Source organism: Bradyrhizobium betae, from assembly GCF_004123905.1.
Classification (GTDB): Bacteria; Pseudomonadota; Alphaproteobacteria; order Rhizobiales; family Xanthobacteraceae; genus Bradyrhizobium; species Bradyrhizobium betae_A.
This window is the reverse complement of sequence record NZ_MZXW01000025.1, coordinates 1-6,094: the sequence shown is the minus strand read 5'-3', so window position 1 is coordinate 6,094 and position 6,094 is coordinate 1. Positions and strand designations below refer to the sequence as shown.

Below are 6,094 nucleotides of genomic sequence, written 5' to 3'. Positions count from 1 at the left end.
GAGCAGCTGGCCGTCAGGCCGCTCGACCGCGACGGCCGTTACGGTGTCTTCTTTGCCAGCTGGCAGGTCGGCTCAATCGACTTGACCCGCGGTCAAACTGTCAGTGATGTGTCCGAACAACCGTCAGCTATGTCCCCGGTCTGAACAGAAAGCGGGCGATCCAGTATCCCAGAGGCGGCTGTGATTTAATCGACGGGGCGCGGCGTACTGGATGCCCCGGTCAAGCCGGGGCATGACACCGAGGGTGTTGCGAGCGCGCGCTCCCTGCGCCACGCCCCTCAATAATCCACCTTCACCAGATACAGCCCGTCGGGCGGGGCGACAATGCCGCAGGCCGCGCGGTTGCGGGCTTCCAGCGCTGCGGAGAGATCGTCCGCGGTCCAGCGGCCGTCGCCGACCCAGACCAGCGATCCCACCATCGAGCGCACCTGGCTGTGCAGGAACGAGCGCGCCGAGGTGACGATGGTGATCTCTCGGCCGTCGCGGAGCACGTCGAGCTGGTCGAGCGTCTTCTCCGGCGACTTGGCCTGGCACTCGGTGTCGCGAAAGGTCGTGAAATCGTGCTTGCCGAGCAGGCGCTGTGCGGCCGCATGCATCGCGTCAGTGTCGAGCTTGCGCGGCACGCGCCAGGCATGGCCGATGTCGAGCGCGAGATTGGCACGGGTGTTGACGATGCGGTAGCGGTAATGGCGCTTCACCGCCGAGAACCGCGCTTCGAAAGTATCAGGCACGATCTCCGCCTCGAGCACCGCGATCGGATGCGGTCGCAGATGCGCGTTGAGCCCGTCGCGAAAGCGACCCTGTGGAAACTGCTTCTCGATGTCGACATGCGCAACCTGGCCGCGCGCGTGCACGCCGGCGTCGGTGCGGCCGGCGCCATGCACCCGCACATCCGCGCCGGTCATCGCCTTCACGGCCGCTTCGAGCGCGCCCTGCACCGACGGCAGCGTGTCCTGCACCTGCCAGCCGAAGAACGGCGCGCCGTCATATTCGATGGTGAGCTTGTAGCGAGGCATCAGGCCAGCCGCATTGGCGGCTTCACTTGCACGCCACGCAGGAAGTCGACGGCCTGCATCCGCGCCTTGCCCTCGCGCTGGAGCTCGAGGATGCGGATAGCGCCCTCGCCGCAGGCGATGGTGAGCTGATCGTCGAGCACCTCGCCCGGTGCGCCGGAGCCCTTGGCGAGCTCGCAACGCAGGATTTTCACGCGCGCGTTCTCGCTGCCGCCTGCAATCTCGGCCCAGGCGCCGGGGAATGGCGACAGGCCGTGGATGTGGCGCAGCACCGTGCGCGCTGGCTTACTCCAGTCGATCCGCGCTTCGGCCTTGTCGATCTTGGCGGCATAGGTGACGCCGTCCTCGCTCTGCTTTTTGAGCTGGAGCCCGCCGCGGGCGAGCGCAGCCATGGCGCGGACCATCAAATCGGCGCCGAGACGGGACAGGCGGTCGTGCAGATCGACCGCCGTCATTTTGTCTGTAATGGCAAGGCGCTCGGCCATGGCGACGTCGCCGGTATCTAGGCCGACATCCATCTTCATCACCATCACGCCGCTCTCGGCGTCGCCCGCCATGATCGCGCGGTTGATGGGGGCAGCACCGCGCCAGCGCGGCAACAGCGAAGCGTGCAGGTTGTAGCAGCCGAGCTTTGGCGCATCGAGGATCGCCTGCGGCAGGATCATGCCATAGGCAACGACGACAGCTGCATCCGCGTCAAAGGCGCGAAACTCTTCGAGCGCTTCGTCAGTCTTCAGCGTCTTCGGCGTCAACACGGGAATACCGAGTCTTCGCGCAGCCTCTTCAACCGGGGTTGGCTGCAATTGCAGGCCTCGCCGCCCCCCGGGTTTTGGCGCCCGGGTATAGACGGCCACGATCTCGTGGCCGTGCGAGACCAGCTCGAGCAGCGTCGGCACGGAGAAATCGGGCGTGCCCATGAAGATCAGGCGGAGGGGCATGTGGCAGCGCTCAGTTGAGAGTTCTGGTTCTCCGTCATGCCCGGGCTTGTCCCGGGCATCCACGTTCTTGGCCGCAAAGGAAGCAAGGCGTGGATGGCCGGGTCAAGCCCGGCCATGACGACTAGAAGAGTGCGCCTCACTCCGCGCGCTTGGCGGCTTTCTCGAACTTCTTGATGACGCGGTCGCGTTTGAGCTTTGACAGATAGTCGACGAACAGCACGCCGTTGAGATGGTCGATCTCGTGCTGGATGCAGGTGGCATAGAGGCCTTCGGCGTCCTCCTCGTGCACCTTGCCGTCGAGATCAGTGTAGCGCACGCGCACCTTCGCGGGCCGCTCGACCTCCTCGTAATATTCGGGGATCGACAGGCAGCCTTCCTCGTAGACCGACAGGTCCTCGGAGGACGCGATGATTTCAGGATTGATGAAGACGCGCGGCTCCGGCTTGGTTTCGCCATCCGGGTCAGGTTTGGCGAGGTCCATGGTGATCAGCCGCAAGGGCTGCGCGACCTGGATCGCCGCGAGCCCGATGCCGGGCGCGTCGTACATGGTCTCGAACATGTCGTCGGCAAGCTTGCGGATCTCCGGCGTGACCTTCTCGATCGGCTTGGAGACCAGACGCAGCTGCTTGTCGGGCAGGATGATGATTTCTCTGAGGGCCATGGCGGCGATTTAAGCCGCAAGCCGGATGCGGTCAATGCAGACAGGAACCCCGTTAACCCTCCGCTAACCATAAAACTTCAGGTTTCGTTAACCATAAAAATTAGGGGGAGGTTAACCATCGGCGTTCGCTATTCGTTCGCGGAACGGGCCGAATCGGCTAAAAGGACCGCCATGAACGAGATCATTTTTACGGCTGGCGACTGGCCAGTGCGCACCATCGATGCGCTGATCGGCTTCGGCGCGCTCGTCCTCGTCCTGCTGGTGGTGATTGCGGTGGTGATCGCGCGCTCGGGGCGGCGCGGCGCGGAACTCGCGATGGCGCATGCGATCCGGGCCGACGAGCTCGAGGAGCGCCTGAGTCAGGTGCTGCACGCCCAGAGCGAGGCGGCCGGGCGGGCCGACGCCATGACCCAGGCGCTGGCCGGCCGCCAGGCCGAGATGGCGCGCGCGGTCAACGAGCGGCTGGATTCGGTGACCCATCGCGTCGGCCAATCCATGGAGCACTCCACCCGCAACACCATGGAGAGCCTGCGCGCGCTGCACGAGCGGCTCGGCATCATCGACAACGCCCACAAGAACCTCACCGACCTCACCACCCAGGTGACGACCCTGCGCGACGTACTCGCCAACAAGCAGTCGCGCGGCGCCTTTGGACAAGCGCGGATGGAGGCGATCGTCCAGGACGGCCTGCCGAAGGGTGCTTACGAATTCCAGTTCACGCTCTCGACCGGCAAGCGGCCGGACTGCGTGGTGTTCCTGCCCGACCAGCGCCCGCTCTGCATCGATGCAAAATTTCCGCTGGAAGCGATGACCGCGCTGCACGACGCCCGCACCGACGAGGAAAAGCGCATCGCCACGCAGCGGCTGCGCGGCGACGTGATGAAGCATGTCAGCGACATCGCCGAAAAATATCTCGTCACCGGCGAGACCCAGGAGATGGCGTTGATGTTCGTGCCGTCGGAATCGGTCTATGCCGAGATCCATGACGGTTTTGACGACGTGATCCAGAAGGCCTACCGCGCCCGCGTGGTGCTGGTGTCGCCGTCGCTGCTGATGCTCGCGATCCAGGTGATGCAGCAGATCATGAAGGACGCGCGCATGCGCGACGCCGCCGACCAGATCCAGACCGAAGTGATCAAGCTCGGCGACGACCTCGGCCGCCTGCGCGACCGCGTGCTGAAACTGCAGAAGCACTTTGCCGACGCGAACGAAGACGTCCGCCAGATCCTGATCTCCGCCGACAAGATCGAGAAGCGCGCCGGCCGGATCGAGGAGCTCGATTTCAGCAAGGCCGACGCGCCCGAAGGTCCGCATTTGGTCGCAACGGGCGCGCCGGAACTATTTCCGAGGAAGCTCCAGGCGGGGGAGTGATTCTCTTCTCAGATCCGGTACGCTGCCGCCCCAATTTCGGTGTCGTCGCCCGGCTTGACCGGGCGACCCAGTATCCCAGAGGCGGCAGATGGGCGACGCTGCTACTACGTCTACATTCTCGCCAGCCGGATCGGCGGAACGGTATACGTCGGCGTAACGAACGATCTCATCCGCCGTGTGGCGGAACACAAGCTGAAGCTCATCGAGAGTTTCACGAAGGACTACGACGTCGTTAGATTGGTTTACTTCGAGCAGTTCGACGACCCCGAGAATGCGATCAAGCGGGAGAAGCGGCTGAAGAAGTGGAAGCGCGACTGGAAGATCGCGCTGATCGAGAAGGACAATCCCGATTGGAACGATCTTTATCCGGAGATTGCTGGTCCCCCATGACGCCGGCCTCTGGAATACTGGGTCGCCCGGTCAAGCCGGGCGACGACACCTCCTATGTGGCCGGTGGTGACCACACCTCCCTTGTGCCCCCCAGAATCTGCTAACACCTCCCCATGACCGCACCCGACGCGACCTCCCCCGCCGGCACCGATTCACCCGCCGCCTCCTGGCGCGACAGCCTTGCCGTGTACCTGCAGCCGCGGGTGCTGATCGTGCTATTCCTCGGCTTCTCCTCGGGGCTGCCGCTGGCGCTGTCGGGGTCGACGCTGCTGGTGTGGATGCGGGAGGCCGGCGTTGATCTCAAGACCATCGGGCTGTTTGCGCTGGTCGGCACGCCCTACACGCTGAAATTCCTCTGGGCGCCGCTGGTGGATGCGCTGCATGTGCCGCTGTTCACCCGCGCCTTCGGGCGGCGGCGCGGCTGGCTGTTGTTCTCACAATTGCTGCTGATCGTCGCGATCCTGCTGCTGGCGATGACCGATCCGGCGCGCTCGCCGTTCTACGTCGCGCTGGGCGCGCTGCTGGTGGCGACGACGTCCTCGACGCAGGACATCGTAGTCGATGCCTTCCGCGTCGAGAGCCTGCCGGAGAGTGAGCAGGCCGCCGGCATGGCGGCTTATGTTGCGGCCTACCGCATCGGCATGCTGGTCTCGACCGCGGGCGCGCTGTTCGTCGTCTCGGGCTTCGAGGGCACCGGCATCCCGCGCGCATCGGCCTGGATGTGGGGCTATGTGGTGATGGCCGCGATGGTGTTGATCGGGACCATTACGGCATTGGCTGCGACCGAGCCCGAGCAGTCCGTGCGGGCTGAAGCTGCGACGCAAACCGAGACGACGTTCACGCGCGTGCTCAACGCTGCGATCGGCGCGTTCTCGGAATTTCTGTCGCGCAAGGATGCAGCCGTCGCGCTCGCCTTCGTCGTGCTGTTCAAGTTCACCGATGCCTTCTCGGGCACGATGACGGCGCCGTTCGTGATCGACCTCGGCTTCACCCGCAACGATTATGCGGCGATCGTGAAGGGCGTTGGCCTCGCGGCGACGCTGATCGGCGGCTTCGCCGGCGGTTTTGTCGCGCGGCGCTATCCGCTGGCAACATCGCTCTGGATCGGCGGCGTGGTGCAGGCGCTGGCCAATCTGACCTTCTCCTGGCTCGCAGTAGTCGGCACCAATCAGTGGGCGCTGGCGCTCGCCATCTGCGCCGAGAATTTCACCAGCGCCATCGGCACCGTGATCTTCGTCGCCTATCTCTCGGCGCTGTGCCAGAACCCGCTGCACACGGCGACGCAATATGCGCTGCTCACCGCGCTGGCGGCGGTGGGCCGGACCTATCTCTCGTCAGGTGCGGGCTTCGTGGCCGATACGACCGGCTGGGCGACGTTCTTCGTGATCTGCGTGCTGGTGGCGATTCCGAGCCTGGTGCTGCTGGCCTGGCTGCAAAAGCGCGGGCATTTTGAGGCGCTGGGGCCGGTCAGGGTGTAGCTACGGCTGTCATGCTCCGCGAAGGCGGGGCATCCAGTATTCCGAGACAGTTGGAATTGACCGAGACGCCGCGGCGTACTGGATCGCCCGGTCAAGTGTTCAGACCGGGGACATAGCTGACGGTTGTTCGGACACATCACTGACAGTTTGACCGCGGGTCAAGTCGATTGAGCCGACCTGCCAGCTGGCAAAGAAGACACCGTAACGGCCGTCGCGGTCGAGCGGCCTGACGGCCAGCTGCTC

6 protein-coding genes and 2 pseudogenes are annotated in these 6,094 nt (G+C 64.8%); 4 read left to right on the top strand and 4 right to left on the bottom strand.

All coding sequences use genetic code 11. From position 1 onward, the window contains the following. A pseudogene (locus B5V03_RS42420) lies at nt 1-144 on the top strand (IS481 family transposase); the annotation flags it as partial. A gap of 134 nt (nt 145-278) precedes the next feature. Here the strand turns inward: B5V03_RS42420 and truA are convergent. The 3 genes from truA to def all read right to left on the bottom strand — a co-directional run bounded on the left by truA (nt 279) and on the right by def (nt 2,612). Then, on the bottom strand, nt 279-1,016 hold the full coding sequence (gene truA / locus B5V03_RS22750; RefSeq protein ID WP_129272630.1) for a tRNA pseudouridine(38-40) synthase TruA: 738 nt from the start codon (nt 1,014-1,016) through the stop codon (nt 279-281). After that, nucleotides 1,016-1,951, bottom strand: a complete 936-nt coding sequence (gene fmt / locus B5V03_RS22745) for a methionyl-tRNA formyltransferase (protein ID WP_129272629.1) — start codon at nt 1,949-1,951, stop codon at nt 1,016-1,018. Before fmt ends, truA begins: the two co-directional genes overlap by 1 nt. 136 nt (nt 1,952-2,087) lie before the next feature. Then, nucleotides 2,088-2,612 carry a peptide deformylase gene (def, locus tag B5V03_RS22740; protein WP_129272628.1) on the bottom strand — a complete coding sequence of 175 codons (525 nt, stop codon included), beginning with the start codon at nt 2,610-2,612 and terminating at the stop codon, nt 2,088-2,090. Between the two features lie 171 nt (nt 2,613-2,783). On the opposite strand from def, the gene B5V03_RS22735 reads away from it, so the two are divergent. From B5V03_RS22735 to B5V03_RS22725, 3 genes are all read left to right on the top strand, one after another. Next, a complete protein-coding gene (locus tag B5V03_RS22735; protein WP_129272627.1) occupies nt 2,784-3,983 on the top strand; it encodes a DNA recombination protein RmuC in 1,200 nt (399 codons plus the stop codon). A 54-nt stretch (nt 3,984-4,037) separates the two neighbouring features. Continuing rightward, nucleotides 4,038-4,373: a GIY-YIG nuclease family protein gene (locus tag B5V03_RS22730; RefSeq protein ID WP_245502303.1), complete on the top strand. Its 336-nt coding sequence runs from the start codon at nt 4,038-4,040 to the stop codon at nt 4,371-4,373. Nucleotides 4,374-4,486: 113 nt separating this feature from the next. Continuing rightward, the gene (locus B5V03_RS22725) at nt 4,487-5,851 is read left to right on the top strand and encodes an AmpG family muropeptide MFS transporter (protein WP_129272626.1); all 1,365 of its coding nucleotides are present in this window, start codon (nt 4,487-4,489) and stop codon (nt 5,849-5,851) included. Nucleotides 5,852-5,950: 99 nt separating this feature from the next. Here the strand turns inward: B5V03_RS22725 and B5V03_RS42415 are convergent. Further along, nucleotides 5,951-6,094: pseudogene (locus B5V03_RS42415) on the bottom strand (IS481 family transposase); the annotation flags it as partial.